Origin of the sequence: Ensifer sp. Root31 (assembly GCF_001424825.1) — a bacterium.
GTDB lineage: Bacteria > Pseudomonadota > Alphaproteobacteria > Rhizobiales > Rhizobiaceae > Ensifer > Ensifer canadensis.
This window is the reverse complement of sequence record NZ_LMCO01000030.1, coordinates 1-24,305: the sequence shown is the minus strand read 5'-3', so window position 1 is coordinate 24,305 and position 24,305 is coordinate 1. Positions and strand designations below refer to the sequence as shown.

21 protein-coding genes and 1 tRNA gene are annotated in these 24,305 nt (G+C 61.1%); 11 read left to right on the top strand and 11 right to left on the bottom strand.

The window, feature by feature from the left end; genetic code table 11:
- Position 1: 1 nt before the first annotated feature.
- Positions 2-1,765 (bottom strand): hypothetical protein, encoded by a 1,764-nt coding sequence (locus ASD00_RS23785; protein ID WP_025427003.1) that lies wholly within the window; start codon positions 1,763-1,765, stop codon positions 2-4.
- Between the two features lie 205 nt (positions 1,766-1,970).
- Between ASD00_RS23785 and glmU the strand changes: the two genes are divergently transcribed.
- The 4 genes from glmU to ASD00_RS23765 all read left to right on the top strand — a co-directional run bounded on the left by glmU (position 1,971) and on the right by ASD00_RS23765 (position 6,522).
- On the top strand, positions 1,971-3,341 hold the full coding sequence (glmU, locus tag ASD00_RS23780; RefSeq protein WP_025427004.1) for a bifunctional UDP-N-acetylglucosamine diphosphorylase/glucosamine-1-phosphate N-acetyltransferase GlmU: 1,371 nt from the start codon (positions 1,971-1,973) through the stop codon (positions 3,339-3,341).
- A 146-nt stretch (positions 3,342-3,487) separates the two neighbouring features.
- A complete protein-coding gene (glmS, locus tag ASD00_RS23775; protein ID WP_025427005.1) occupies positions 3,488-5,314 on the top strand; it encodes a glutamine--fructose-6-phosphate transaminase (isomerizing) in 1,827 nt (608 codons plus the stop codon).
- Positions 5,314-5,811 carry an N-acetyltransferase gene (locus ASD00_RS23770; RefSeq protein ID WP_025427006.1) on the top strand — a complete coding sequence of 166 codons (498 nt, stop codon included), beginning with the start codon at positions 5,314-5,316 and terminating at the stop codon, positions 5,809-5,811. The genes glmS and ASD00_RS23770 overlap by 1 nt, the downstream gene beginning before the upstream one ends.
- An 18-nt stretch (positions 5,812-5,829) precedes the next feature.
- Positions 5,830-6,522 carry a DUF502 domain-containing protein gene (locus ASD00_RS23765; protein ID WP_025427007.1) on the top strand — a complete coding sequence of 231 codons (693 nt, stop codon included), beginning with the start codon at positions 5,830-5,832 and terminating at the stop codon, positions 6,520-6,522.
- 4 nt (positions 6,523-6,526) lie between these two features.
- On the opposite strand, the gene recG is transcribed toward ASD00_RS23765, so the two are convergent.
- A complete protein-coding gene (gene recG, locus ASD00_RS23760) occupies positions 6,527-8,632 on the bottom strand; it encodes an ATP-dependent DNA helicase RecG (RefSeq protein WP_025427008.1) in 2,106 nt (701 codons plus the stop codon).
- 117 nt (positions 8,633-8,749) lie between these two features.
- On the opposite strand from recG, the gene ASD00_RS23755 reads away from it, so the two are divergent.
- On the top strand, positions 8,750-9,055 hold the full coding sequence (locus ASD00_RS23755) for a succinate dehydrogenase assembly factor 2 (RefSeq protein ID WP_025427009.1): 306 nt from the start codon (positions 8,750-8,752) through the stop codon (positions 9,053-9,055).
- A 4-nt stretch (positions 9,056-9,059) separates the two neighbouring features.
- Positions 9,060-12,569, top strand: coding sequence for a transcription-repair coupling factor (gene mfd, locus ASD00_RS23750; protein WP_057209398.1), 3,510 nt, complete (start codon positions 9,060-9,062; stop codon positions 12,567-12,569).
- Positions 12,570-12,666: 97 nt separating this feature from the next.
- Here mfd and ASD00_RS23745 read toward each other — a convergent pair whose 3' ends face one another.
- Positions 12,667-13,323 carry a DsbA family oxidoreductase gene (locus ASD00_RS23745; RefSeq protein ID WP_025427011.1) on the bottom strand — a complete coding sequence of 219 codons (657 nt, stop codon included), beginning with the start codon at positions 13,321-13,323 and terminating at the stop codon, positions 12,667-12,669.
- Positions 13,324-13,517: 194 nt separating this feature from the next.
- On the bottom strand, positions 13,518-15,332 hold the full coding sequence (locus ASD00_RS23740) for an extracellular solute-binding protein (protein WP_025427012.1): 1,815 nt from the start codon (positions 15,330-15,332) through the stop codon (positions 13,518-13,520).
- A gap of 271 nt (positions 15,333-15,603) precedes the next feature.
- Between ASD00_RS23740 and ASD00_RS23735 the strand changes: the two genes are divergently transcribed.
- Positions 15,604-16,233 carry an invasion associated locus B family protein gene (locus ASD00_RS23735; RefSeq protein ID WP_057209395.1) on the top strand — a complete coding sequence of 210 codons (630 nt, stop codon included), beginning with the start codon at positions 15,604-15,606 and terminating at the stop codon, positions 16,231-16,233.
- A gap of 84 nt (positions 16,234-16,317) precedes the next feature.
- Here ASD00_RS23735 and hspQ read toward each other — a convergent pair whose 3' ends face one another.
- The 3 genes from hspQ to ASD00_RS23720 form a co-directional block, all read right to left on the bottom strand.
- Positions 16,318-16,647: a heat shock protein HspQ gene (gene hspQ / locus ASD00_RS23730; RefSeq protein WP_025427014.1), complete on the bottom strand. Its 330-nt coding sequence runs from the start codon at positions 16,645-16,647 to the stop codon at positions 16,318-16,320.
- Between the two features lie 212 nt (positions 16,648-16,859).
- Positions 16,860-18,269 carry a type I glutamate--ammonia ligase gene (glnA, locus tag ASD00_RS23725; RefSeq protein ID WP_025427015.1) on the bottom strand — a complete coding sequence of 470 codons (1,410 nt, stop codon included), beginning with the start codon at positions 18,267-18,269 and terminating at the stop codon, positions 16,860-16,862.
- Positions 18,270-18,334: 65 nt separating this feature from the next.
- The gene (locus ASD00_RS23720; protein WP_025427016.1) at positions 18,335-18,673 is read right to left on the bottom strand and encodes a P-II family nitrogen regulator; all 339 of its coding nucleotides are present in this window, start codon (positions 18,671-18,673) and stop codon (positions 18,335-18,337) included.
- Positions 18,674-19,016: 343 nt separating this feature from the next.
- Here ASD00_RS23720 and ASD00_RS23715 point away from each other — a divergent pair, with 343 nt between their 5' ends.
- On the top strand, positions 19,017-20,495 hold the full coding sequence (locus ASD00_RS23715) for a bifunctional ADP-dependent NAD(P)H-hydrate dehydratase/NAD(P)H-hydrate epimerase (protein WP_057209392.1): 1,479 nt from the start codon (positions 19,017-19,019) through the stop codon (positions 20,493-20,495).
- A 76-nt stretch (positions 20,496-20,571) separates the two neighbouring features.
- On the opposite strand, the gene gpt is transcribed toward ASD00_RS23715, so the two are convergent.
- On the bottom strand, positions 20,572-21,069 hold the full coding sequence (gene gpt / locus ASD00_RS23710; protein WP_025427018.1) for a xanthine phosphoribosyltransferase: 498 nt from the start codon (positions 21,067-21,069) through the stop codon (positions 20,572-20,574).
- A gap of 163 nt (positions 21,070-21,232) precedes the next feature.
- Positions 21,233-21,988, bottom strand: coding sequence for a competence/damage-inducible protein A (locus tag ASD00_RS23705; RefSeq protein ID WP_025427019.1), 756 nt, complete (start codon positions 21,986-21,988; stop codon positions 21,233-21,235).
- Between the two features lie 164 nt (positions 21,989-22,152).
- Here ASD00_RS23705 and wrbA point away from each other — a divergent pair, with 164 nt between their 5' ends.
- The 3 genes from wrbA to ASD00_RS23690 all read left to right on the top strand — a co-directional run bounded on the left by wrbA (position 22,153) and on the right by ASD00_RS23690 (position 23,536).
- The gene (gene wrbA, locus ASD00_RS23700; protein WP_025427020.1) at positions 22,153-22,752 is read left to right on the top strand and encodes an NAD(P)H:quinone oxidoreductase; all 600 of its coding nucleotides are present in this window, start codon (positions 22,153-22,155) and stop codon (positions 22,750-22,752) included.
- Positions 22,753-22,984: 232 nt separating this feature from the next.
- Positions 22,985-23,227, top strand: a complete 243-nt coding sequence (locus ASD00_RS23695; RefSeq protein ID WP_025427021.1) for a DUF2188 domain-containing protein — start codon at positions 22,985-22,987, stop codon at positions 23,225-23,227.
- A gap of 90 nt (positions 23,228-23,317) precedes the next feature.
- Positions 23,318-23,536, top strand: a complete 219-nt coding sequence (locus tag ASD00_RS23690; RefSeq protein ID WP_025427022.1) for a hypothetical protein — start codon at positions 23,318-23,320, stop codon at positions 23,534-23,536.
- A 95-nt stretch (positions 23,537-23,631) separates the two neighbouring features.
- Here ASD00_RS23690 and ASD00_RS23685 read toward each other — a convergent pair.
- Both ASD00_RS23685 and ASD00_RS23680 read right to left on the bottom strand, forming a co-directional pair.
- Positions 23,632-23,716: transfer RNA gene (locus tag ASD00_RS23685), tRNA-Leu, on the bottom strand.
- A gap of 242 nt (positions 23,717-23,958) precedes the next feature.
- On the bottom strand, positions 23,959-24,201 hold the full coding sequence (locus ASD00_RS23680) for a hypothetical protein (RefSeq protein ID WP_025427023.1): 243 nt from the start codon (positions 24,199-24,201) through the stop codon (positions 23,959-23,961).
- Between the last annotated feature and the right edge of the window lie 104 nt (positions 24,202-24,305).

The following is a 24,305-nucleotide window of genomic DNA, read 5'->3' as shown; positions in this document are numbered from 1 at the left end:
GTTATGAACCGGCGGCCGTTTCGCCGGGGCGCAGGCCGTTGCGGACGAATGCGTCGTAGCATGGCGTCAGCGTGATGCGCGTGTGGCCAGCCTCGAGGCTCGGCAGGTAGAGCGACAGCAGCGTCCTGTTGACGTTTGTGCTCGGGCAGGTCGGCACGAGTGCGATGTCCACGGCAGCGACTGCCGCGCGCACCTCCAAGTCCGGTGGCGGGATTGCGCGGAACGGATCTGCGCCGATGGCGACGCGTTTCGGCGCGTGGCGATCCATCAGCCACGGAAACGGATTGGCGAAATCGATATTGAGGATCGTGTCGAAGCGAACGCCATTGGCGTGCTCATAGGTACGCAATGCATCGATGGCATCATCGACATTCGTCAGCCAGCCGGTCTGGAAGTCGAAATCGCTGTAAAGCAGGAATGACGGCAATTCGCCCATGTCGGCCAGTGCCTCAAAGGCGCCTGGCTCGGCAAGATAGGTGTCTCGCATCCGTTCGGCCCGCAGCGAGAGGATCGGGCGGACATTGACAGCCCCCATGGTTTTCAGATTGCGGCTCTCGATCCGGATATTGTTGACGGCGCCGATCCACGCGCGCGCGCTCTTCTGGACGACAGTTGTCATAGGTGGCAGCGCCGCCGCGATGGCGAGGATAAAAACCGCAATGGTCTGCCGCCTGGATGAGCCATTCGCGACACAATCGAGTGTGATCTTGAGAAGCAGCGGGTAGAGGAAGATGAAGGCCTGGCTGCCGGTGTTCTGGCTCTCAAACAGGATGCCGGCAACGACAAAGGCACCGAGCCACAAGAAATTCTGATCGAAGACTTTGCGAATGGCAGCGATCGAAGGCCGTCGGCAAGCGTCCCGCATTGACATGGAATAGGCCGGCAACGCGGAAAAGAAGAGGGCGAGGCAGAGAATGCCTGCGGGCAGAAGCAGTCCGGCGTTGAGCGATGCAGCCTGAAGCAGGCGCGCCAACAGGATCCCGTCATTGACGTCGACCAAAGCCAGAATGTCGGCGACATAGGCCGATACCGCGCCGAGCGACAGTTCGATAGCGGCAAGAATGCCGAAGAAGATCAGGGCCGCGGTGACCGCCGAGCGCAGGCCGAGCCGTCCGGCCGCGAATGCCATCAAGCACAGGATGACACCGGCGATTGCGCCGGTGATCTTCACGAAAAAAAGTGCGATCATCGCTCCCGCGGCAACAACAGCGAGGGTACGTGGATTGCGGACATAGATCAGCGCCGCTGCGAGCACGTAAAGCAGTTGGCAGACCTGACGGTTGTAGATGCCGAAGCCGTCGGATCCCGGATAGGGGTAGAAGTCGCCGGTGTTGAACGGGAGAATGGAAAAGAGAAGGAACGGCAACAGGATGGTGTAGGCCAGCGCGCGCGAACGCTTTTGGATGTCGAGCACCACCAGGCCGATCAATGGCCCGGTGACGATGAGAAGGCACCAGCTGGCCAGCAGCAAGGGATGGCCGTTCGGGAAAACCGACAGCAAGATTGCAAAGAGATAGTAGCCGAGCGCCCCGACCGGTGCGAAGAAGTCGACCGAGGGGATCTGCGCGTCAGCAAGGCGATTGGCGGCGTCGAGATAAAGATAATGATCCCAGAACATCGGGCCGATCGGCTGCGGGATCGTGACCGTGAGAAGCAGCGACAGGAGGATGAGCGCCAGAACGAGCGCTGCAAGCGGCGACCGGATTGCAGCCCGAGCAATGTTGAACGGCTTTGCCGCTGCGTCGAGATCGGTGCTGGCATGCATTACTGCTTCTCTCCCCGGGGGAGCGAGGCACGCGCATGGGTTGCCGAGGCAGGCTCCGCTTCTCCTTATGCCATCATCGGGTTTTAAGCGGGTTAACGTGACGTGATTGTGTGAATTATGCTTCCCGCAATATGTTGCTGATAGGAAGGGGCCGAATCGGGCGACCGGATCTGGTTCTCAAGAAAAAGACCAAGGAGATCATTGGATGGAACGGAGTTGCCTGGCGATTGTTCTGGCTGCGGGTGAAAGCACGCGGATGAAATCGTCGATGTCGAAGGTGCTGCATCCGGTGGCCGGCCGGCCGATGATCGCCCATGTGGTTGCCGCCCTGTCGAGTGCATCGATCTCCGACGTCGCTCTCGTCGTCGGGCGCGACGCCGAAACTGTTTCAGGTGCTGCCGGCATCGACGGCGTATCGATCGCTTCGTTCCTGCAAAAGGAGCGGCTCGGAACGGGACATGCGGTTTTGGCGGCGCGCGAGGCGATATCAAAGGGGTTTGATGACATCCTGGTGGTTTTTGGCGATACGCCGCTGATCACGCCTGAGCCTCTCAAGGCGGCGCGCGACGGCCTGGCCGCCGGCAACGATGTGGTGGTCATCGGCTTTGAGGCCGCCGATCCTTCGGGCTATGGCCGGCTGATCGTCGAGGACGGCGCGCTGATCGCGATCCGCGAGCACAAGGACGCAACCGAAGAAGAACGCCGCATCACCTATTGCAATGGCGGCCTGATGGCGATCGATGGGCACAAGGCGCTCGATCTGCTCGATCGTATTGGCAATGCCAACGTCAAGGGCGAGTACTACCTGACCGACCTCGTCGAGATCGTGCGGGCGATCGGCGGCCGCGCCATCGCCGTCGAGGCGCCAGAGGAAGAGCTGACCGGCTGCAACACCCGGGCGGAACTCGCCTATATCGAGCGGCTCTGGCAGCAGCGCCGCCGGCATGAGCTGATGCTGTCCGGTGTGTCGATGATCGCGCCGGAGACCGTTTTCCTCGCCTGGGACACGGAACTGCAGCAGGACGTGCTGATCGAGCCGAATGTCGTGTTTGGCCCGGGCGTTCGCGTCGAGAGCGGCGCCATCATCCATGCGTTCTCGCATATCGAGGGAGCGACGGTGCGCGCCGGCGCAACGGTCGGACCCTATGCACGTCTGCGCCCCGGGGCTGATCTCGGCGAAAAGTCGAAGGTCGGCAATTTCTGCGAGGTCAAGAAGGCGGAAATCGGCGCCGGCGCCAAGGTCAACCATCTGACCTATATCGGCGATGCCTTCGTCGGGGCCGGGTCCAACATCGGTGCAGGCACGATCACCTGCAATTATGATGGCGTGAACAAGCACGAGACCCGCATCGGCGAGAATGCCTTCGTCGGCTCGAATTCCTCGCTGGTTGCACCGGTGACGATCGGTGACGGAGCGCTGGTTGCTTCCGGCAGTGTCATCACCGAGGATGTGCCGGCCGATGCCGTGGCCTTCGGCCGCGCACGACAGGAGATCAAGCCGGGCAGGGCGCGTATCCTGCGCGAACGCTACGAGGCACAGAAGGCCGCGAAAAAGGCGGCCAAGGCAGCCGAGTAGGTTCGCGTTAAATACTGAAACCGAAAGTGAAATCGGGGGCGGATTGCCTCGTCCGGCAAATGCGTTACCAAGGCAACGCGCCGGGCGGGACTTCCGCGCTGTCGATTGGGGCGTCGAAACGGCGCGGGACGAATTTGGAGACGACTATGTGCGGAATTGTTGGCATCGTTGGAAACCAGCCGGTCTCGGAGCGACTTGTCGATGCGTTGAAGCGCCTGGAGTACCGTGGCTACGATTCGGCCGGCGTTGCGACCATCAATGCCGGTACGCTTGAGCGCCGCCGGGCGGAAGGCAAGCTGGTCAATCTGGAGGCCCGGCTGCGCGAGGAGCCGCTGGCCGGCATGATCGGCATCGCCCACACCCGCTGGGCGACGCACGGCGCCCCGACCGAGCGCAATGCCCATCCGCATTTCACCGATGGCGTTGCCGTGGTCCACAACGGCATCATCGAGAACTTCTCCGAGCTGAAGGACGAACTGATCGCCGACGGTGCGACATTCGAGACGCAGACCGACACGGAAGTCGTGGCGCATCTTCTGGCAAAGTTCCGTCGCGACGGCCTCGGCCGGCGTGAAGCCATGCATGCGATGCTAAAGCGTGTAACAGGTGCCTATGCGCTTGCCATTCTGTTTCAGGACGACCCGTCTACCATCATGGCGGCCCGCAACGGCCCGCCGCTGGCGATCGGCCACGGCAAGGGCGAGATGTTCCTGGGTTCCGACGCCATCGCGCTCTCGCCGTTTACCAATGAGATCACCTATCTGATCGATGGCGACTGGGCCGTGATCGGCGCCAACGGCGCCCATATCTTCGATCTCGCCGGCAATGCCGTCGACCGCCCGCGGCAGGTCTCGATGGCTGCCGCCTACATGATCGACAAGGGCAACCACCGGCACTTCATGGAAAAGGAAATCTATGAGCAGCCGGAGGTGATCTCGCATGCGCTCGGCCACTATATCGATTTTGCCGCAAACCGGGTGAAGGCCACAACGGCTTCAATCGATTTTGCCGGTGTACCAAGTTTGGCGATCTCCGCCTGTGGCACCGCCTATCTCGCCGGCCTCGTCGGCAAATACTGGTTCGAGCGTTACGCCCGCCTGCCGGTCGAAATCGACGTCGCCTCCGAGTTCCGCTACCGGGAAATCCCGCTGTCGCCGCAGTCGGCCGCGCTGTTCATCTCGCAGTCCGGCGAAACCGCCGATACGTTGGCATCGCTTCGGTACTGCAAGGACCATGGCCTGACGATCGGCGCGGTCGTCAACACCCGCGAATCGACCATTGCGCGCGAATCCGATGCCGTGTTCCCGATCCTGGCCGGTCCTGAGATCGGTGTTGCCTCGACCAAGGCCTTTACCTGCCAGCTGGCGGTGCTCGCCGCCCTTTCGATCGGCGCCGGCCGCGCCCGTGGCACTGTCTCGGCCGATGAAGAACAGACACTCGTTCGCCACCTCGCGGAAATGCCGCGCATCATGGGCCAGGTGCTGAACGCCATCCAGCCAAAGATCGAGATGCTGTCGCGCGAACTGTCGAAGTGCCGCGACGTGCTCTATCTCGGTCGCGGCACCAGCTTCCCGCTGGCGATGGAAGGCGCGCTGAAGCTCAAGGAAATCTCCTATATCCACGCCGAGGGGTATGCCGCCGGTGAATTGAAGCATGGTCCGATCGCGCTCATCGACGAAAACATGCCTGTTATCGTCATCGCCCCGCACGACCGCTTCTATGAAAAGACCGTGTCGAACATGCAGGAGGTGGCAGCCCGCGGTGGACGCATCATCCTGATCACCGACGAAAAGGGGGCGGCCGCCTCGAAGCTCGAGACGATGGCGACGATCGTTCTGCCGAATGTCGACGAGATCATTGCGCCGATGATCTTCTCGCTGCCGATCCAGCTGCTCGCCTATCACACGGCCGTGTTCATGGGCACCGACGTCGACCAGCCGCGCAACCTGGCAAAATCGGTGACGGTCGAATGATCATCATACGGCCGGAGCGAGCGGGCGACGAACAGGCGATCCACGACGTGACGGCCGCCGCATTCGAGGGGCACCCGCACAGCGACCAGAGCGAACCCTTCATCATCGAACGCCTTCGGGGCGAGGGCGCGTTGATGCTCTCGCTCGTCGCCGAAGAGGAAGGTCAGATCGTCGGCCACGTTGCCTTCTCGCCGGTGACCCTTACGCCGCCGGCAGCAGGCTGGTTTGGGCTTGGCCCGGTGGCCGTCATGCGGGAGCGCCAGGCAAACGGGATTGGCAGTCGGCTCATCCGCGAAGGGCTAGCGATGCTTGCCGCTGACGGCGCCTTGGGCTGTGTGGTCGTGGGCGATCCCGACTATTACCAAAAGTTCAGATTCCGACACGAATCTTCACTTGTATTCCCAGGTTGTGCGCCGCAATACTTCATGGCGCTGGCCTTCTCCGGCGCGGTACCGACAGGTACGGTTGCCTATCATCCGGCTTTCGGCACTGAGTGAGGTTTAAACGGAAGAGGCATGGGCGAAAATTCGAAGAGCGGCTATATTGCGACCCGGTTGCGGAACTATTTCCTGACGGGGCTGATTATCTGCGCGCCGCTGGCCATCACCGTCTGGTTGGTGCGCACCTTCATCGAGTGGGCCGATGGATGGGTGAAGCCCTACCTGCCGAATTTCTATAATCCGGATACCTATTCGCCTGTGGCTATTCCCGGATTCGGCCTTCTGGTCGCACTCATCGTCATCACCTTGGTGGGCTTCCTCACAGCCAATCTGGTCGGTCGCTCGATCGTTGCCTTCGGCGAATCGCTCGTCAGCCGGACGCCGCTCGTTCGCACCATCTACAAGTCGTTGAAGCAGATCTTCCAGACGGTGCTGCAGGAGCAGTCGTCCTCGTTCAAGAAGGCGGGCTTGATCGAATATCCGAGCCCCGGCCTCTGGTCGCTGGTCTTCATCGCCACGGATGTCAAAGGCGAAGTCGCCGCCAAATTCTCCGAGCGTGGCATGGATATGGTGACCGTGTTCCTGCCACCGACACCGATCCCGACCGCTGGCTTCCTTTTGTTCGTACCCCGCGACAAGATCATTCCGCTTGAAATGAGCGCCGAGGATGCGGCCAAGCTCTTGATTTCTGGCGGTCTCGTCGCACCGGACTACAAGCCGCTCGCCAACGCTCCACCGCTCCAGATCGCCCAGCAGAAGAGCGCCTGAGGCTTCAGCCGGCGCGCAGGAAGCGGATCGCTTCGTCGCGGCGGTGGAGATAGAGCAGGGTTCGAAGCGCCTCCCCACGGGGCGATGTAAGATCAGGATCCCGCTCGATCAGATAGGCCGCGTCCTTGCGGGCGATTTCGAGCAGATCGCCATGCGCTTCGAGGCTGGCGATACGAAAGCCGGGCGTGCCGGATTGGCGCGTTCCCAGCAGTTCGCCTTCGCCGCGCAGCTTCAGATCTTCCTCGGCGATCAGAAAGCCATCTTCGCTGTCGCGCAGGATCGAAAGCCTTGCCCGGCCGGTTTCACCCAGCGGGCTCTTGTAGAGCAGGATACAGGTCGATGCTTCGTCGCCACGGCCGACGCGGCCGCGCAACTGATGCAATTGCGCCAGGCCGAAGCGTTCCGCATGTTCAATCACCATGATGGTGGCATCCGGCACGTCGACGCCGACTTCAACGACGGTCGTGGCCACGAGCAGGCGGATTTCACCGTTCTTGAAGGCGAGCATGACGGTGTCTTTTTCCGCGCCGTTCATCCGGCCGTGCACGAGACCGACATCCCGGCCGAAGCGCTTGGAGAGACCCTGATAACGTTCATCCGCTGACATGACGTCGATCGCTTCGGATTCTTCGACGAGTGGGCAGATCCAATAGGCTTTCTTGCCCTCCTTGAGGGCTGCAGCGAGGCGGTCGACGATCTCGTCGGTCCGCTCGGTCGGGATGGTAACCGTCTGAATGGGTTTTCGACCCGCCGGCTTCTCCGTCAGCTTGGAGACATCCATGTCGCCGAAGGCCGCTAGCACCAACGTGCGGGGGATCGGCGTGGCCGTCATCACCAGCATATGGGGTGAGATGCCTTTGGCGGTCAGGCGCAGGCGCTGGTGGACGCCGAAGCGGTGCTGTTCGTCGACGACCGCAAGCGTCAGCCGGTCGTAGTTGACCGTATCCTGGAACAGGGCGTGTGTGCCGACCACGATCCGCGTCTCGCCGGAGGCAATGCGCTCCAGGATCGCGTCGCGCTCCTTGCCTTTGGTGCGTCCCGTCAGAACATCCATCGTAATGCCTGCGGGTGCAGCCATTTTCGACAGCGTCGCGAAATGCTGCCGGGCGAGGATTTCCGTCGGAGCCATCAACACGGCCTGGCCGCCCGATTCGACCGCCGCCAGCATCGCCATCAGTGCAACCATGGTCTTGCCGGAGCCGACGTCGCCCTGCAGCAGCCGCAACATCCGGTCGTTTCCGGCCATGTCCTTGAGGATATCGTCAATCGCAGTCGATTGGCTCGTGGTCAGCGAGAAGGGCAGTGCGGCGGTGACAGGGCCTGACAGCTTGCCTGTCGCATGCACCGGCGTCCCGGTAACCTTGCGCAGGCGCTGGCGAACAAGGGCCAGGGAGAGTTGGCCGGCCAGGAATTCGTCATAGGCGAGCCGTCGGCGCGCCGGCGCCTGCGGGTCGATATCGGTGGCGTCGCGAGGTTCATGCAGAGCGCGGAAGCTGTCGGCGGCACTTTGAAAGCCCTGCTTGTCCGCAAGCGCACCGTCGATCCACTCGGGCATGTCAGGCACGCGGGCGACGGCCGCCTCGATCGACTTGCGCAAGATGCGGGCGGAGAGACCGGCCGTCAGGCCATAAACCGGTTCGACCAGCGGCAGGTTGTCCGCCTCGCTGGCCTTTACCATATAGTCCGGGTGAACCATCGACGGCCGCCCATTGAACCAGTCGACCTTGCCGCTGACAATCACGGTTTCGTCGACCGGCAGCGATTTTTCCAGCCAGTTGCCTTTGACGCGGAAAAAGGTGAGCGCCAGTTCACCGGTGTCGTCATGCAGGAAGATACGGTAGGGCAGGTTTTGCTTGCCCGGCGGTGGAGGCTGATGGCGATCGACGCGGCCGGTGATCGTGACGACGACGCCTTGCGGCGCATTGGCGATTCCTGGCTGCTGCCGTCGATCGATCAGCGAATGCGGCGCATGGAAAACCAGGTCGACGACGCGGCAGTCTTCGATGCTTTCGCGGCCGAGAAGTCGGGCATATAGCTCGCCGATCTTCGGGCCGATGCCGGGTAGGGTGTTGAGCGGTGAAAAGAGCGGGTCGAGCAGGGCAGGGCGCATGGCAATGAAATTGCGACGACAATTCGGGGTTTTGCAAGGCTGACAATCATCTATTCAGCGTTTATAGAGCCCAATGACGACAAACCGTACCTCCGCGGACGGCAGGAAGGAATCTCCATGACTGGCATTTCACGCACCAGCGCCGATCTCGATCCGCGTCGCCGCCGGATCCTGTTTCGTGCCTGGCATCGCGGCATACGCGAAATGGACCTGATCCTCGGGCAGTTTGCAGAAGCCGAGCTTTCCGCCTTGTCCGACATTGAACTGGACGAGCTTGAGATCATCATGGGCGAGGAAGACAACGATCTCGTTAGGTGGATCATCGGCGAAAAGCCGGTGCCCGAACGCTACCAGACGCCGATGTTTACGCGCATCGCGGCCTACCGCCCCAATTTCGAGCGGCTCCCCGAAGAGATGAAGTAGATCGATGCTGGCTGGCCTTGACCCGAAGAAGATTGTCGCCGCGACCCGTGAAGTCACGATTGGCCCGGTTCCATCCGGCGCCGAAGCGCTGGTGCTTGCCGATCTGGCCCGCGCCGGTGCGCCGATCGCCTACATTCTTTCCGATGGCCAGCGCATAGCCGACCTGGAGCAGGTCCTCGGGTTCGTTGCCCCCGATATACCGGTCCTGACCCTGCCTGGGTGGGACTGCCTTCCCTATGACCGGGTATCTCCGAGTGCCGATACCTCGGCGCGCAGGCTTGCGGCCCTCAGCGCTCTTATCGCCCACCGCAAGAAGCCGCATGCGGCGATCGTGCTGGTGACGGTCAATGCCGCGCTGCAGAAGATTTCGCCGCAGGATGTGATCGAAAGCCTCGCTTTCTCCGCGCGTCCCGGCAACCAGGTGCGCATGGACGATGTCGCGGCGCGTCTGGAACGCAACGGCTTCGAGCGCGTGGCGACCGTTCGCGAAGTCGGCGAATATGCCGTGCGCGGCGGCATTCTCGACGTCTTCGTTCCCGGCAGTGGCGATCCGCTGCGGCTCGATTTCTTCGGCGACACGCTCGAAACCATCCGCTCCTTCGATCCGGCCAGCCAGCGCACGACCGGCCAGGTCCGCTCCCTCGACCTCAACCCGATGAGCGAGGTGTCGCTGACGCCGGAAACCATCAGCCATTTCCGCAAGCAATATCTGTCGCTCTTCGGTGCCACGACCCGCGATGATGCGCTCTACCAGGCCGTTTCCGAGGGGCGTCGTTACGCCGGCATGGAGCATTGGCTGCCGCTCTTCTACGATCGCCTCGAGACCGTCTTCGATTATCTCGAAGGCTTTCGCATCGTCACCGACCATGTGGCGCGGGAAGCCGCAGCCGAACGGTCGAAGCTCATTCTCGACTACTACGATGCCCGCCACACGGCAGCGTCGCCGGGCAGGTCGCTGGCCACTCAGGGCACGCCCTACAAGCCGGTGCCGCCTGAGTTCCTCTATCTGAACGCGGAAGGATTTACGGCGGCGCTAGTCGAGCGCAGCGCCGTCCGGCTCACGCCCTTCAACGAGCAGGAAGGCGAGGTCCGCCAGGTCGTCACCGTCGATGCGCGGCAAGGTGCGCGCTGGGCAAAGAGCGCCGGCGAAGGCGAGGCGGAGAGCGATCGCGTCAACGTCTTCGACCAGGCGGTGAAATACATCGCTGAGAAGCGCTCCAAAGGCTTCAAGGTCGTCGTATCAGGCTGGAGCGAGGGGTCTCTCGACCGCCTGCTGCAGGTTCTCGTGGAACATGGCCTTGGCAATATTCGCCAGATCAAGGCGCTGGCCGACGTCAACACGCTGAAGTCAGGCGAAGCCGCAGCGGCGGTCCTCAGCCTTGAAGCGGGTTTTGAAACGGGTGATCTCGTTGTTATCGGCGAGCAGGACATTCTCGGCGATCGCATGGTCCGCCGCTCCAAGCGGCGCAAGCGCGGTGCCGACTTCATTGCCGAGGTCGCGGGCCTTGATGAAGGCAGCTACGTGGTGCACGCCGAACACGGTATCGGCCGTTTCGTCGGACTGCGCACGATCGAAGCGGTCGGCGCGCCGCACGATTGCCTCGAACTCGTCTATGCCGACAACGCCAAGCTCTTTCTCCCGGTCGAAAACATCGAGCTCCTGTCCCGCTACGGGTCCGAAGGGACCGATGCGATTCTCGACAAGCTCGGTGGCGTCGCTTGGCAGGCTCGCAAGGCGAAGCTCAAGAAGCGTCTGCTCGATATGGCGGGCGGTCTCATCCGCATCGCCGCCGAGCGCCACACCCGGCATGCGCACGTGCTGGTGGCCCAGGATGGAGCCTATGACGAATTCGTCGCGCGCTTCCCCTATGACGAAACCGAGGACCAGCTGAGTTCGATCGATGCCGTGCGCGAGGATCTTGGCAGCGGGCGGCCGATGGACCGCCTTGTCTGCGGCGACGTCGGCTTTGGCAAGACGGAGGTTGCGCTGCGGGCGGCCTTCATCGCGGCAATGAATGGGGTTCAAGTTGCTGTCGTCGTGCCGACGACGCTGCTTGCGCGGCAGCATTTCAAGACATTCACCGAACGTTTTCGCGGCCTGCCGATCCGCATCCAGCAGGCGTCGCGCCTTGTTGGCTCCAAGGAACTGGCGCTGACCAAGAAGGAAGTAGCTGATGGCAAGACCGATGTCGTGGTCGGCACCCATGCCCTGCTCGGAACGACGGTCAATTTCGCCAACCTTGGCTTGCTGATCATCGACGAGGAGCAGCATTTCGGCGTCAAGCACAAGGAACGGCTGAAGGAGCTGAAGTCGGACGTGCATGTGCTGACGCTGTCGGCGACACCGATCCCGCGCACGCTGCAACTGGCATTGACCGGGGTGCGCGAACTGTCGCTCATTACCACGGCGCCTGTCGACCGCATGGCGGTGCGCACCTTCATTTCGCCGTTCGACGCGCTGGTGATCCGTGAGACCTTGATGCGCGAGCATTATCGCGGCGGCCAGAGCTTCTATGTCTGCCCACGCCTCAGCGATCTCTCGGAGATCCATGACTTCCTGAAATCCGATGTACCGGACCTGAAGGTCGCCGTCGCCCACGGCCAGATGCCGGCAACCGAACTCGAAGACATCATGAACGCCTTCTATGAAGGGCAGTATGACGTTCTGCTGTCGACGACCATCGTCGAATCCGGCCTCGATGTGCCAACGGCCAATACCTTGATCGTGCATCGTGCCGACATGTTCGGCCTGGCGCAGCTCTACCAGCTTCGCGGCCGCGTCGGTCGTTCGAAGGTGCGCGCCTTCGCGCTGTTCACGCTACCGGTCAACAAGACGCTGACGGCAACGGCCGAGCGGCGGTTGAAGGTGTTGCAGTCGCTGGACACGCTCGGCGCCGGCTTCCAGCTGGCAAGCCACGACCTCGACATTCGCGGCGCCGGCAACCTGCTCGGCGAAGAACAGTCCGGCCATATCAAGGAAGTTGGCTTCGAACTCTATCAGCAGATGCTCGAGGAAGCGGTCGCTGAGCTCAAGGGTGAGGAAGAGGTCCACGATACCGGCTGGTCGCCGCAAATCTCTGTTGGCACGCCGGTGATGATCCCGGAACATTATGTGCCGGATCTGCATCTGCGGCTTGGCCTTTACCGCCGCCTTGGCGAGCTGACGGACCTCAAGGAGATCGACGGTTTCGGCGCGGAGATGATCGACCGCTTCGGCCCGCTGCCGATCGAGGTGCAGCACCTCCTGAAGATCGTCTATATCAAGTCGCTCTGCCGCACGGCCAATGTCGAAAAGCTCGATGCCGGCCCGAAGGGCGTCGTCGTGCAGCTCCGCAACAAGGAATTCCCGAACCCGGCAGCGCTGGTCGGCTACATCGCCAAGCAGGGCACGCTGGCGAAGATCAGGCCGGATCACAGCATCTTCTTCCAGCGCGAGCTGGTTACGCCGGAAAAGCGCCTCTCGGGCGCGGCGATGGTGATGACGCAGCTCGCAGGGTTGGCGAAACAGGTTTAATCGCCTTCGCGCCGCTGTTCCTTTGGCGGCGCGAGAGGACTTGCCATTGCTTTAGCTTTTCTGCGTACTTCCTTGAATCGCTTCCGATTTAAGGGAATCAAGCGGTAGCCTTCATCTGCGCGATTTCGCGAAGCGCGTTGCTGAGCACTTCGACCGATTGCGCACCCATGACGGCATATTGCCCGTCGAGGATGAAGCAGGGGACGCCGGTGACGCCCATCTCGCGTGCCATGCCGATCTCTTCTTTGACTGCATCCTTGTCGGCATCCGAGTTGAGGAGCGCTGCGATAACGGGCCGGTCGAGGCCGGCCTCAGCGGCGATATCGAGCAGAACAGCCTGATCGCCGACATTGCGGCCGTCCTCGAAGTTCGCCTTGAAGAGCAGGCTGACGACGGCCGATTGCGCCACTTCGCCATTGGTCGCCGCCCAGCGAATGAGCCGGTGCGCGTCGAGCGTATTGGGGCTGATCTTCACCGCATCGAAATCGAAGGCGATGCCATCGGCATTGCCGAGTGCTTTCAACGTCTCATGCGCCTTGTCGACCGCTGCCTGGCCACCGAGCTTGGCGGCAAGATGCTGCTTGTGATCGACGCCTTCAGGCGGAAGGTCGGGATTGAGCTGATAGGGACGCCACTGCACTGCGACCTGCAACTCCGAGGCGACATCGGCGATCGCCTGGTCGAGCCTAGCCTTGCCGAGATAGCACCACGGGCAGACGACGTCGGAGACGATATCGATGCTGACGGTTTGCATGATGTGAGATGCCTTTCCTCTTGGACAAAGCTGCGAGATAAGCCGGTTCCATCGGGCTTTCAATGCGTTCCTGCTGCATGTTTTATCCTTAAATCGCATTCGATTTAAGGATAAAACATGCAGCAATTCAAAGTGCCGCAGCGACCCTGGCGCGTCTGAGAAGACGCGCGGCGCTGTAGAGGGAAGCGACCCTTTTATTGGGCGTTCGCGTCCCACCAGGCGGGCAACTGGTAGCCATAGAGCGGCACGGTGGCCGGCCGGGCAATATGCTTGCGCCGTGCAACCCACTGGGCATCCAAGTGGTAGAGCGGCACGAGGTAGGAATTGTTGACCAGCAACCTGTCATGGGCACGAACGGCCGCGGTGAAATCTTCTGTCGTTCTGGCCTGCAGGATGTTCTCGACCATCCGGTCGACGTCCTTGTCGGCAACGCCGGCAAAGTTGTCGCTTCCTTGGCGATCGCGCGACTGCGAGGTCCAGCGCCCCACCTGCTCGATGCCCGGCGAGAGCGTGGACGGGAAGGACTTGATAATGACGTCGTAGTCGAACGACTGGCTGCGTTGCTGATACTGCGAATCGTCGACCGTGCGCACGGAGGCCTTGATGCCGAGCGGCGCCAGGAAGCGCTGGTAGGCAAGGGCGATCTTCTCCTGGCCGGCATTCTGGCTCATGATTTCGAAGGCAAGCGGTGCGCCCTTGGCGTCGACCATCTTGCCGTCCTTGATCTGATAGCCGGCCTCGCGCAGCAGCGAGACGGCAACGCGCAGCACATTGCGGTCGCGGCCGGAGGCATCCGTCACCGGCAGGCGGTAGGTGCCGTCGAGGATCGCCGGGTTGATCTGTTCGCGCGCATCGCCGATCAGCCCGAGTTCGCGGTCATCGGCTGCCGCGCCTAGGAACGAAAGCGTCGAGTTCTGCCAGTAGCTCTGGGTGCGGGTGTATGCGCTGTCGAACAGGTTCTTGTTGACCCACTCGAAGTCGAAGACGAGCGCCAAGCCTTGGCGGAGCTTGAGGTTGTCGAACATCGGCTTGCGGGTGTTGAAGACGATGCCCAGCATGCCCGAAGGCGTCTTCGGTGTGAACGTCTCCTTGACGACATCGCCAGAGCGCACGGCCGGAAAATCGTAGCCGCGCGCCCATTTTGTGGCGCTGCCTTCCGGGTAGATGTCGATTTCGCCCTTCTTGAAGGCTTCGAAGAGGGAATTTTCCTGCAGGAAATACTCGACGGAGATCTCGTCGTAATTGTCGAATCCGACCTTGGAAGGAAGGTTCTTGGCCCAATAATCCGGGTTGCGGCGATAGACGATCCGTTCGCCCGGCTTGACTTCAGCAACGCGATAGGGGCCCGAGCCAAGCGGGGCCTTGAGCGTTGTCTGGTCGAAGGTCGCCACATCGGTTGCATGTTTCGGCAGAACCGGAGAAAGCCCGAGCAGCAGCGGCAGCTCGCGGTCAGCATCTTCGGTGAAGGTGAAGCGGACGCTGAGGTCGCCGACCTTCTCTAGTTTCGCCACCTTCGCCATTCGGTTGCTGAAGGGAACGCGGCCCTTGTCGCGCATCAGTTCGAAGGTGAAGATGACATCATCAGCCGTTACGGGCTGCCCGTCCGCCCAGCGGGCATCCGGGTTGATGTTAAATTGAATGAACGTCCGGTCGTCGTCCCATTCCACCGTCTGGGCGAGCAAGCCGTACATCGTGAACGGCTCGTCGCGGGAGCGTTGCATCAGCGATTCGTAGACGAGATTGCCGTATTCTGGATCCCACATGCCGCGCGCTGTCGTGCGCATGCTCTTCAGGATGAAGGGATTGACGCTGTCGAAGGTCCCGACCACGCCGTAGGAAATCTTGCCGCCCTTCTTTACATCGGGGTTGACGTAGGGGAAACTTTTGAAGTCCGCGGGCAGGGCAGGCTCGCCGTGCATTGAGATGGCATGCACGGGAGCGGCCGTCGCGGCGCCACCGAATGCGGTTGCGGCCAGCAGGATGGCCAGACCGGAAAGAATTGTGCGCAACGTTATCTCCAGTGAAGTGGCATTAGGCCGATTCCCGGCACGTTACCAATGCCGGTCGACAATTCCAACCGAAGCTATACGCAAATTCCGGCGGGCAAGAGGTCAAAAAAAAGCAAGAAACACTGGATAAACCGCACGAGCCAATGTAACAGGTGTTTCCGGAAACGGGGTCATGCATTTGCCTTATTTGGCCAACAGGACAACGGCGGCTGACGATACTCACCTGCGGAACGAATTGTTCCGTTACCGGATTTCAGGAGACGGAATCACAATGATCTTCAAGTCGAACTTCACCAAACGTGCGGGACTGGCAACGCTGGCGCTTTCTGTAGCAGCTGCGGGCGTTCCGGGCGTTGCATCTGCCCAGCAGGCAGGTGGCAAGCCCCCGCAGGGTTGGTTCAAGGTCTGCACCAAGCAGGAAGACAACGATGTCTGCATCGTTCAGAATCTGCTGACAGCAAACAACGGTCAGCTCGTCACCGCAGTTGGCCTCATCACCGTAACCGGCAAGGTCAACCGCAAGGTCCTGCAGATTTCGGTGCCGTCAGCGCGACTGATCCCGACCGGCGTCCAGATGCAGATCGACGGCGGCAAGCCGGTGAAGCTCGACTACGCCATCTGCATGCCCGACAAGTGCGTGGCTGAAGCCCCGCTGTCCGACCAGCTGATCGCAAGCCTGAAGAAGGGCAACGAGGTGGTCTTCACCTCCGTCAACTTCCAGCGCGCACCGAACCCGATCAAGATGGGTCTCGAAGGCTTTACCGGCATTTTCGACGGCGAGCCGATCGAACAGTCGCAGCTCGAAGAGCGCCAGCGCCTGCTGCAGGAAGAAATGCAGAAGAAGGCTGAAGACGCGCGCAAGAAGCTTGAAGACGCCCAGAAGGCGGCCAAGCAGAACTAAGCGCTTCGGCCCACGCCAGGAATAAAGAAACGCCCGGACGAAATCCGGGCGTTTTTCATTTGGGCGAGGCGGCAGTATCGGCCGCTAGTGGCGGAACGTCACCTTGGGCTTGTAATGCCCGATGTCATCCTTCTCGAACAGGGCGTCGACCTGAGCGTGGCGTATCGGCCGATCGCTCTCGTCGGAAACCAGGTTCTGTTCGGACACGTAGGCGACATACTCGCTGTCGTCGTTTTCGGCGAACAGGTGGTAGAAGGGTTGATCCTTGCTTGGGCGGATCTCCTGCGGGATGGCATTCCACCATTCCTCGGTGTTTGCGTATTCCGGGTCGACGTCGAAGACGACGCCGCGGAACGGGAAAACCCGATGGCGAACCACCTGTCCGATCTCGAATTTCGCGTTTCTCTGTTTCATGACGCAACACATCCTTTCAAGGGATTATCTGGGTTGCCAAACCCAAAACATCAATAGGGTGCCATGCACGGCTTCGTGTACGTCTTCCCTGCCTTCTTACACCTCCGCGGCAGGTTGCCCCTAAAAAACAAGCCGACGGGGTCCCTTGAACCCCGCCGGCTTGCCACGTCGTTTCGGGCCGGGTGCGGCATCCGCCGTCCGACCCGTCGGTCTTAGACCGAGTAGTACATGTCGTACTCAACCGGGTGCGGGGTCATTTCGTAACGCATGACTTCCTGCATCTTCAGTTCGATGAAGGAATCGATCTGATCGTCGTCGAAGACGCCGCCGGCGGTCAGGTACTTGCGATCCTTGTCGAGGCTTTCGAGCGCTTCGCGCAGCGAGCCGCAAACGGTCGGGATCTTCTTCAGTTCCTTCGGCGGCAGGTCATAGAGGTCCTTGTCCATGGCCTTGCCCGGATGCAGCTTGTTCTTGATGCCGTCGAGGCCGGCCATCAGCATCGCTGCGAAGGCGAGGTAGGGGTTGGCGGTCGGATCCGGGAAGCGGACTTCGACGCGCTTGGCCTTCGGGTTGGTGCCGAACGGAATGCGGCACGATGCCGAGCGGTTGCGGGCGGAATAGGCAAGCAGAACCGGGGCTTCGTAGCCGGGGACGAGACGCTTGTAGGAATTCGTCGACGGGTTGGTGAAGGCGTTCAGCGATTTTGCATGCTTGATGATGCCGCCGATGAAGTAGAGGCAGCTTTCCGACAGGCCGGCATATTCGTCGCCTGCGAAGGTCGGCTTGCCGTCCTTCCAGATCGACAGGTGCACGTGCATGCCCGAGCCGTTGTCGCCGAAGATCGGCTTCGGCATGAAGGTTGCGGTCTTGCCATAGGCGTTTGCGACCTGATGCACGACGTACTTGTAGATCTGCATCTTGTCGGCGTTGCGAACCAGAGCATCGAACTTGACGCCGAGTTCGTGCTGCGCAGCGGCCACCTCATGGTGATGCTTTTCGACGGTGACGCCCATTTCGGACAGAACCGTCAGCATTTCGGAGCGCATGTCCTGGCAGCTGTCGATCGGCGGGACCGGGAAATAGCCGCCCTTGACGCGCGGACGGTGGCCGAGGTTGCCGGTCTCGTAGTCAGTGTCGTCGTTGGACGGCAGTTCCGAGGAGTCGAGCTTGAAGCCGGTGTTATAAGGATCGGCCTTGTACTTGACGTCGTCGAAGACGAAGAATTCGGCTTCCGGGCCAACGAAGACGGTGTCGCCGATACCGGAGGCCTTCAGGTAGGCTTCGGCCTTCTTTGCCGTGCCGCGCGGGTCGCGGTTGTAGGCTTCGCCCGAAACCGGATCGAGAATGTCGCAGATGATGACCATCGTCGACTGCGCGAAGAACGGGTCCATATGCGCTGTTTCCGGATCGGGCATCAGCACCATGTCGGACTCGTTGATGGCCTTCCAGCCGCCAATCGAGGAACCGTCGAACATGACGCCGTCGGCGAACATGTCTTCGTCGACGCAGACGACATCCATCGTTACATGCTGCAGCTTGCCCTTGGGGTCGGTAAAGCGCAGGTCGACGAACTTGACGTCGTTGTCCTTGATTTGCTTCAGAATATCGCTTGCAGTCGTCATTGTCAGTAATTCCCTGTGTGAGATGACGAGGTTTGAAAAGTGCAGGGCCGAGTGGCCCCTGAGGATCAGATGGCGTCGAGGCCGGTTTCGCCGGTACGAATTCGGATGACTTCCTCAATGTTGGAAACGAAAATCTTTCCGTCGCCAATCCGGCCGGTTTGTGCAGCATTGCGGATTGCCTCGATGACAGCCTCCGCGTTTTCGTCCGCCAGCACCACTTCGACCTTTACCTTCGGCAGGAAGTCCACGACGTATTCGGCGCCGCGATACAGCTCCGTGTGACCCTTCTGTCGACCGAAGCCCTTTGCTTCCGTGACGGTAATGCCCTGCAGGCCGACTTCCTGAAGGGCTTCCTTCACTTCGTCGAGCTTGAAGGGTTTTATGATCGCTTCGATCTTTTTCATGAGAAAATGTCTCTCCGCTTCTCCCTTTAAAGCAGGATCATGCCCGCTCGCCGCTCAATATGCACGTTGCATGCCAGTTTTTCTGCAAAATGATTGCCGAGTGGCAAAATTTCTTTTGGGTGACGAGCGGTGGCTGCTTTCCATGCCTTTGCCGCCAGGAGGTCTGCCTATTTTTTATAAGTTTTCCACCGGTGTCCTCGGATTTGCGACGATGGTCTGGTCGTGGAAGGCATCAAAGCACGTTATTTAAGCAATAAATATGTGCAGATGCATCAAAGATGAGCAGATAGCATTTTGTGCGTGCCACTTGCCGTTGGCCGGCGCAGAGCGTTAAGTCTGAGGCATGCACTCTTCGCTTCATGACGTGTTGATTACGCCGGCCGAAATGGCGGCTATAGACCTGGCAGCCGCGCAATCGGGGATCGACAGCTTCCTGCTGATGCGCAGCGCCGGGTTGGCAGTGGCTGCCGCAGTGCTCAGGTTGTTTCCGCAGGCACAACGCTATGTCGTGCTGTGCGGCCCCGGCAACAATGGTGGCGACGGCTATGTCGCGGCATCAGCGCTTGCCGAGTGCGGTGCGAACGTTGCCGTTTTCGCCTTCGGCGACCCGGCCGCCGCCCTTTCTGGCGATGCGGACCGTGCACGGCAACTGTGGGATGGCGCGATAGATCCGCTTGCTTCGCTCGTGCCGCATCTTGGAGATGTTGTCGTCGATGCACTCTTCGGCGCAGGGCTCTCGCGCGATCTGCCGGAACAGGTGGTGCAAGTAATTGAAAGGATCAACGCTAAGGGCGTGCCCGTCATTGCCGTCGACCTGCCGAGCGGCGTTGACGGTCGAACCGGGCAAATCCGGGGGGCGGCATTCGCGGCAAGCCACACGATCACCTTCATGGCGAGGAAGCCGGGTCATCTGCTGCTTCCCGGCCGCTCCCTGTCCGGCGCGCTTGACGTAGTCGATATCGGCATACCGGCTCGCATCGTGCAGGCGCAAGGCGGCGGCTGGCGCCTCAACACGCCGGCGCTCTGGTCAGATCAGGCGTCAAGGCTTGACGCGTCGACCCACAAGTTCCGCCGTGGCCATCTGGTTGTCTTCTCGGGAGGAGCTCAGGCGACTGGTGCCGCGCGGCTGTCGGCAGCGGCCGGTCTTGCCGCCGGGGCCGGTCTGGTGACGGTGGCGTCACCGAAATCGGCTCTTGATATCAATGCGGCACAACTGACGGCGGTGATGCTGAGGGAGATCGATGATCGGCAGGACCTGGAGCATTGGTTGCGGGACACAAGGCTCGGCGCTTTTGTTCTCGGGCCCGGGTTCGGCGTTGGCGACCGAGCGTGCGACTTTGCGCTACAACTTTGCGACCGCGCGCTGGTTCTCGATGCGGACGGCATCACGTCGTTTCAGGAGCGCAGGTCAGAATTGTTCGAGCGGCTGGCGGTTGCGGCCGGCAGGGTGGTGATGACTCCGCATGAGGGCGAGTTTGCCAGGCTCTTCCCCGAGATCGCTCGCGACGAAAAGCTGTCGAAGATCGAGAAGGCCCAGGCGGCGGCGCGGATCAGCCACGCCACAATTGTCTACAAGGGAGCCGATACCGTCATCGCGGGGGCGGATGGGAAGGTTGCCGTGAACGCCAACGCCCCGCCGTCACTGGCAACGGCGGGATCCGGCGATGTTCTCGCAGGCATTGTCGGTGCGCATCTGGCGCAGGGCATGCCGGCCTTCGAGGCTGCCGCGGCCGGTGTCTGGCGCCATGGTGCTGCCGGTGCGCGTGCCGGACCGGGGTTGACGGCCGAAACCTTGGTGACGTCGATCCCGCCGCTTGGCTGAAGCGTTCGGCGTTGTAAAAAAAGCCCTCGGTTCGCTGGCGCGAGCCGAGGGCGTACATGTTGGCATTAGCTGATTATTAGCCGCGCGTTCCCTTGGCGATCGGCTCCTGATAGGTGAAGCCCAGATCCCACGGAAAGTAGATCCAGGTGTCCTGGCTCACTTCGGTCACGAACGTGTCAACCATCGGCCGGCCCTTGGGCTTGGCGTAAACGGCGGCAAAATGTGCCTTCGGCAGCATGGCTCGAACTTCGGCTGCCGTCTTGCCGGTATCGGTCAGGTCGTCGATGATCAGCACGCCTTCGCCGCCATCCTTGGCAATCTCAGGCGCGATGCCCTTCAGCACCTTCATCTGTCCCTGCGTGTCGTAGTCGTGGTAGGAAGCGATGCACACCGTCTCGATCATGCGGATATTGAGCTCACGGCAGATAATGGCCGCCGGCACGAGTCCGCCGCGCGTGATGCAGACCATGGCACGCCATTCCTGCCCCTGGTCGGCCAGCCGCCAGGCAAGCGCGCGCGCGTCGCGGTGGAACTGATCCCAGGAAACGGGGAAGGCTTTATCGGGCAGGGACATTTCTGGGCTCCGGCTTGTCTGGACGAGGTAAAGGCGAAGCATCCGGCAGATCGGGCAGGCGCTGACGCTTCATCCTGATTTGCCGACATGCAATAGCGGCAATGACGGCCGGTGCGCAAGAGCTTCGCATCCTTCCACATCTGCCGGCTCCTCCCGCCGGCCGTCAGACTTTGGCGCGGGAGGCGGTGATCGTATCGATCATTGCCTGCACATCGGCAGCGGCCGCCGACAAAGCCTGCGGATCGCGCGCCCGCACGACGATGTCGGTGGAGAAGACCTTGCCGTCGAATTTGGGGTAGGAGCCGATGCTCGTCTCCGGATGGTTCTTCTGCACTTCGGTCAGCGGCGTGCCGATGTCGCCTTCCCCATAGGGCGAGCGGACCGATTGCGAGAGCAACGGCGTACCGGTCTGCAGATCCGGCATGATCGCGTCGAGCATCGCCTGGAACACCTGTGGCACGCCGGCCATCACGTGCACGTTGCCAATGGCAAAGCCCGGTGCGGTGGAGACCGGGTTGGGGATCAATCGGGAACCCTCCGGCATGCGCGCCATGCGCTTGCGCGCGTCCGAGAATTCCATGCCGCGGCGTTCGTACATCGCGCCGAGCAGTGTCATGGCTCGTTCGTCATAGATGCAGTCTACAGCGAAAGCCTTCGAGACCGCGTCGGCCGTGATGTCGTCATGGGTCGGCCCGATCCCACCAGACGTAAAGACGTAGTCATAGCGCTCGCGCACGGCGTTGATGGCGTCGACGATCGAGGCTTCCTCGTCGGGAACGATGCGGACCTCGCGCAGATCGATCCCGACCATCGTCATCATGTCGGCGAGATGGCCGATGTTCTTGTCCTTGGTCCTGCCGGACAGCAGCTCGTCGCCAATGGCGACCATGGCGGCAGTAACGATCTTAGGGCTGCTCATTGGCGATCCTGCTTATGTGAGATGATTGTTCAGTAGCATCAGGTGATTGTTCGAGAATTGAGGACGCTCTGTTGACCGTACGGCTCCTGGCAACCGGACGCATTTTGATAAATCCTGCAGGCGACGGTAATCAAGCGGAATTGCCTGAATCCAAAGGAGCATTTATGGCCAAGGTTCTCGTTCTCTACTATTCGGCATATGGACACATCGAAACGATGGCCAACGCGGTTGCGGAAGGCGCCAAATCGGCAGGTGCCGACGTCGTCGTCAAGCGCGTTCCCGAACTGGTCTCGGAAGACGTTGCCAAGGCATCGTACTACAAGGTGGATCAGGCCGCACCGATCGCAACTATCGACGAACTGGCGGACTATGACGCCATCATCTTTGGCGCCGGCACACGCTACGGCACCGTTGCCTCGCAGATGCGCAACTTCATCGACCAGACCGGGTCTCTCTGGGCGCAGGGCAAGCTGGTCGGCAAGGTAGGCTCGGCCTTCACGTCATCGGCAACGCAGCATGGCGGCCAGGAAACAACCATTCTCGGCTTCATTCCGACCCTGATGCACCACGGCATGGTCGTCGTCGGCCTTCCCTATGCCTTCCAGGGACAGATGGGTCTTGAAGAGATCAAGGGCGGTTCGCCCTACGGCGCTTCGACCATCACCGGCGCTGACGGCGCGCGCCAGCCTTCGGCGGTCGAGCTCGATGCCGCTCGCTATCAGGGTGCGCATGTCGCCAAGATTGCGACGAAGCTGTCAGCCTAAGCCACGGAAAAGACTTGAAAGATCACAAGGAAAGCGGCCCCCGCAAAGGGCCGCTTTTTCGTTGTTGCACGGCCTGTCACATTCTGATTCGCGAAAGTGGCCTATCGGCCTATTCCTGTGTTAATATCCGCCCCGTTCGGCATGAGAATGCCATTGACGAGGAGGAATATTGGGCCGGGCGGTAACGGCCCGCGAAAGGCGGGATTGCCTTTCGGAGTGCAGGGAGAGAAGCATGGCGCGCATCACGTACTCCATCGTTCCCCACGACGGCGGTTGGGCCTACAAGGCAGCCGACGCTTTTTCGGAACCCTTTCCCAGCCGAGAAATGGCGCTGGCGGCCGCCAAGGCCGCAGCGGCTGAACAGCAGGTCGGCGGCGACGACGAGGATATCAGTTTCCAGGACGAAAAAGGCGACTGGCACTTCGAGCATACCGATGGCGGTGACCGACCCGAGGCAACCGTCGAAGACGGTTGACAGACTTTTCGGACAATTTGATCGGTCCGTTCCACGTAAGCTTCTGCAAGAGTATTGCGTCCACTGCATCTGCATAGCGGAGGATTTTCAATGCAACACTACAGCGTTCAGATCTTCACCTGGACCGCCCGCAATGGCGTGCAACAGGTAGGGTCGGCAATTGAAGTCGATGCACTCAACCCTAAGGCGGCAGCGGTTTCCCTGCTTGGCCTGCGGTTAGAGGACAAGGGAGCCTGCACGAAACTGGCGGTCAGGGTCTGGCACGATGATGCTCAGCGGGCCGAATGCGATTGCTTCTACTACCACTAAGCGGCACACCAACTAAAGGCGGACTTACGTAGGGCCATCCGGTGAGCGGGTAGGCGCGCTGTGTTGCGCGTGAAGCACTTTCCGCAACAGCCATCTGGTGCGGGCGGCGGGGATCGAACCCGCACAGCCGAGGCCGAGAGATTTTAAGTCTCTTGCGTCTACCAGTTTCGCCACGCCCGCACTGGGCGTTTTCAGTACCTTGGGCGTTATCGTTTTGGAAGGGCTAACAGCGGATTTTTCGTTGCCCAGTTCATGTGCCCGTGTTGCCCTCACTGGTTTGAAACAACGCCCGCGGAACGCGCGCCGGTGTTCGATGCGCTACATAGGGTTTCGGGCCAGGGCAAATACGCCAAGGGCGTGCGCCCGACCATGGGTGAAAATATCCGGAAATCAGGGCGACCGAGGCCGCCCTTTCCTAAAATTCAGTTGCCGTTGTAAAAAGACTTACCGTTACTCGATGCAGCCCCACGTTTATCCTGTGCCTTTTTTTCCGAGGCTGGAGGTCCATCACGACTTATAGCGTTCATGCGATTCCGGCCATAGGCCAGTTCAAGACCGATGTGGGTCTTGACGGCTGTCTGCTTTTCGACAGGCGCGGACGACACAGCGGCGAAGGCCGAGCCGGCAAACGCGAGCGATGCCACTGCGGCAATGATGATCTTCATTGATAGTCTCCAATGAAAGAACACAAGGGGCGAAACGCCTTCGATTGGCGGCTTTTCCTTGGGTTCGGTTGGTTATTGATCGGCATTTTCGCCGATCGGCTAAA

What these genes read in the sequence shown, in the direction of transcription:
- ASD00_RS23785 (WP_025427003.1), bottom strand. Translation starts at nt 1,765, where the DNA reads ATGCATGCCAGCACCGATCTCGACGCAGCGGCAAAGCCGTTCAACATT.
- glmU (WP_025427004.1), top strand. Translation starts at nt 1,971, where the DNA reads ATGGAACGGAGTTGCCTGGCGATTGTTCTGGCTGCGGGTGAAAGCACG.
- glmS (WP_025427005.1), top strand. Translation starts at nt 3,488, where the DNA reads ATGTGCGGAATTGTTGGCATCGTTGGAAACCAGCCGGTCTCGGAGCGA.
- ASD00_RS23765 (WP_025427007.1), top strand. Translation starts at nt 5,830, where the DNA reads ATGGGCGAAAATTCGAAGAGCGGCTATATTGCGACCCGGTTGCGGAAC.
- recG (WP_025427008.1), bottom strand. Translation starts at nt 8,632, where the DNA reads ATGCGCCCTGCCCTGCTCGACCCGCTCTTTTCACCGCTCAACACCCTA.
- ASD00_RS23755 (WP_025427009.1), top strand. Translation starts at nt 8,750, where the DNA reads ATGACTGGCATTTCACGCACCAGCGCCGATCTCGATCCGCGTCGCCGC.
- mfd (WP_057209398.1), top strand. Translation starts at nt 9,060, where the DNA reads ATGCTGGCTGGCCTTGACCCGAAGAAGATTGTCGCCGCGACCCGTGAA.
- ASD00_RS23745 (WP_025427011.1), bottom strand. Translation starts at nt 13,323, where the DNA reads ATGCAAACCGTCAGCATCGATATCGTCTCCGACGTCGTCTGCCCGTGG.
- ASD00_RS23735 (WP_057209395.1), top strand. Translation starts at nt 15,604, where the DNA reads ATGATCTTCAAGTCGAACTTCACCAAACGTGCGGGACTGGCAACGCTG.
- hspQ (WP_025427014.1), bottom strand. Translation starts at nt 16,647, where the DNA reads ATGAAACAGAGAAACGCGAAATTCGAGATCGGACAGGTGGTTCGCCAT.
- glnA (WP_025427015.1), bottom strand. Translation starts at nt 18,269, where the DNA reads ATGACGACTGCAAGCGATATTCTGAAGCAAATCAAGGACAACGACGTC.
- ASD00_RS23720 (WP_025427016.1), bottom strand. Translation starts at nt 18,673, where the DNA reads ATGAAAAAGATCGAAGCGATCATAAAACCCTTCAAGCTCGACGAAGTG.
- ASD00_RS23715 (WP_057209392.1), top strand. Translation starts at nt 19,017, where the DNA reads ATGCACTCTTCGCTTCATGACGTGTTGATTACGCCGGCCGAAATGGCG.
- gpt (WP_025427018.1), bottom strand. Translation starts at nt 21,069, where the DNA reads ATGTCCCTGCCCGATAAAGCCTTCCCCGTTTCCTGGGATCAGTTCCAC.
- ASD00_RS23705 (WP_025427019.1), bottom strand. Translation starts at nt 21,988, where the DNA reads ATGAGCAGCCCTAAGATCGTTACTGCCGCCATGGTCGCCATTGGCGAC.
- wrbA (WP_025427020.1), top strand. Translation starts at nt 22,153, where the DNA reads ATGGCCAAGGTTCTCGTTCTCTACTATTCGGCATATGGACACATCGAA.
- ASD00_RS23695 (WP_025427021.1), top strand. Translation starts at nt 22,985, where the DNA reads ATGGCGCGCATCACGTACTCCATCGTTCCCCACGACGGCGGTTGGGCC.
- ASD00_RS23690 (WP_025427022.1), top strand. Translation starts at nt 23,318, where the DNA reads ATGCAACACTACAGCGTTCAGATCTTCACCTGGACCGCCCGCAATGGC.
- ASD00_RS23680 (WP_025427023.1), bottom strand. Translation starts at nt 24,201, where the DNA reads ATGAAGATCATCATTGCCGCAGTGGCATCGCTCGCGTTTGCCGGCTCG.